2 protein-coding genes are annotated in these 2,051 nt (G+C 58.8%); both read left to right on the top strand.

Annotated features, from left to right (window positions below; translation table 11 throughout):
* Positions 1-185, top strand: a 185-nt coding sequence (locus tag WBB95_RS03030; protein ID WP_424486231.1) for a DUF1214 domain-containing protein, incomplete at its 5' end; no start/stop codon positions are given.
* A gap of 32 nt (positions 186-217) precedes the next feature.
* The gene (locus tag WBB95_RS03025) at positions 218-1,732 is read left to right on the top strand and encodes a DUF1254 domain-containing protein (protein ID WP_424486230.1); all 1,515 of its coding nucleotides are present in this window, start codon (positions 218-220) and stop codon (positions 1,730-1,732) included.
* The last annotated feature ends 319 nt before the right edge of the window (positions 1,733-2,051 follow it).

Here is a 2,051-nt window from a genome sequence, read left to right as displayed (position 1 = left end):
TGAACGCGTCCGGCGGCATCGAGATCCACATCGCCGCCGAACGGCCGAAAGGCGTGCCAGCGGAGAACTGGCTGCCGATCACCCGTGGGGATCTGGGGATCGATGTCATCATGCGCGTCTACGTACCCGACCTGAAGCAGATGAAGACCTGGAAGGTACCGATGGCTGAAAAGGTCAGCCCATAGTGGTTATGAAATAGCGAAGTCGGAGAACAAACATGAATACCGTGAAGAAACCAGTGACGCTGGCGATGGTCGCGTTCGTCTCGGGGCTTTCTATGGGGCAGCCCGCCGCTGCCGATGTCAGCAACAAAGAGCTGAAATCGATCAGCACCCCCAACAGGGTAAAGACATCGCTCGGCCAATTGAACTTCTTCGACGGTATTCCCACCGACGCCACCGTCAAAAAGGTCTACGACAACCTGGACCGGATGCACGGTGTGCAGGTGTTTCTCAATACGCTGGGAGGCGCCTCCATGTACCGGTTGCGCGCGGCCAACAAGAAGATCGGCCAGGACAGTTCGAGCAAGGTTTCAATCTTCGCGCAGCTGTTGGACTCGAAGAGCCTCTATCTGACGGGAAACACCTCCACGCTCTACGCGCAGGCGTATCTCGACACCGAGATCGACGGTCCCACGGTCGTCGAAATCCCCCCGGGCATGCTCGGGATGGTGAACGATTCGTGGTTCCGATGGGTTGAAGATCTTGGCGCCATCGGCCCGGACAAGGGCAAGGGCGGCAAGTATCTCGTGCTGCCTCCAGGTTACAAGGGCGACGTCCCCGCCGGTTACTTCGTCGTGCGACCGACGACCTTTTGGACCTGGGCCATGGTGCGCGGTTCGACGGCAAAGGGCCTGGAGCAGGCGGTCAAGCTCATGGAGTCAACGATTCGGGTCTACCCGCTCGCCAAGGCGAAGAACCCTCCGAAGACCGAATTCATCGATGTCTCGCACATGTCCTACAACACAGTCTCGCCCAATGACTTCAGCTTCTACGAGGACCTGAATCGGCTGATCCAAAAAGAGCCGATCGCCGCGCTCGATCCGGAGACCCGAGGGCTGGTGGCTGCCATCGGTATCGTCAAGGGCAAGCCGTTCAAGCCGGACGCGAGAATGAAGAAGATCCTCACCGACGCGGTCGCGATCGGCAACGCGACGGCCCGCGCCATCGTAGTCCAGGCGCGCGAACGGGGAGCGTATGTCTATCCGGATACCAAGAGCGCCTGGGTGACGCCGTTCGCCAACAAGGACGTGTTCTTCGAGGTCGATGGCGCTCGCAATCTGGATGCTCGCACCATGTTTTTCTACCCATACACGGCAGTTAGTCCGGCCATGGCGGTCACGCGGCCCGGGGTAGGCTCGGATTATGCGTTTGCGTACTTGGATTCGAGGAAAAAACCCATGAACGGCGCGAAGACCTATAAGCTTCATCTCCCGCCGAACGTGCCGGTCAACAACTTCTGGGCTGTGACCATGTACGACACCCAGACCCGCTCGCAGCTGCAGACCAGCAATCCTTACCCGACCCTGGGCAGCCAGACCAAGGGGGTCAAGGAGAACGCCGACGGCTCGTATGACCTCTATTTCGGCCCGAAGCCGCCCAAGGGCAAGGAGAGCAACTGGCTCGAAACCATTCCCGGAAAAAGCTGGTTCGTCGGCCTGCGAATGTACGGCCCGCTCGAGCCTTGGATCGAGAAGACCTGGCGCCCGAGTGAGATCGAGTTGGTCAAATAGGACGAACACCAACAACGCCAGAATGGGCCGTTTTTGGGCCGTTCTGGCTCAGGCGGTCGCCGTGCGGCTCTGGTAGTCTCCGCTCTACGCGCTTGACGATAGCGAGAAAATTGTGCCTCGGTGGAGGCATCCAACTTGGAGGGTTGTGTCATGTTCAAAACAGCATTTGTGGCAGTCGTTGCAGTTGTACTTGTAGTTCCGGCTTTGATTTGCGGTTGCGTTCGCGATGTGAAAACCGAATCGGCGGCATCGTTCAGCCTTGCATCCGGTCAGACCTGGGATTGGGTTCCCGACGAAGTGGAAACGTGGCAAGACTACA

The organism is Pseudomonas sp., from assembly GCF_049645325.1.
Classification (GTDB): Bacteria; Pseudomonadota; Gammaproteobacteria; order Pseudomonadales; family Pseudomonadaceae; genus Aquipseudomonas.
Note: the sequence above shows the minus strand (reverse complement) of the source record. Positions and strands in the feature narration are given on the sequence as shown.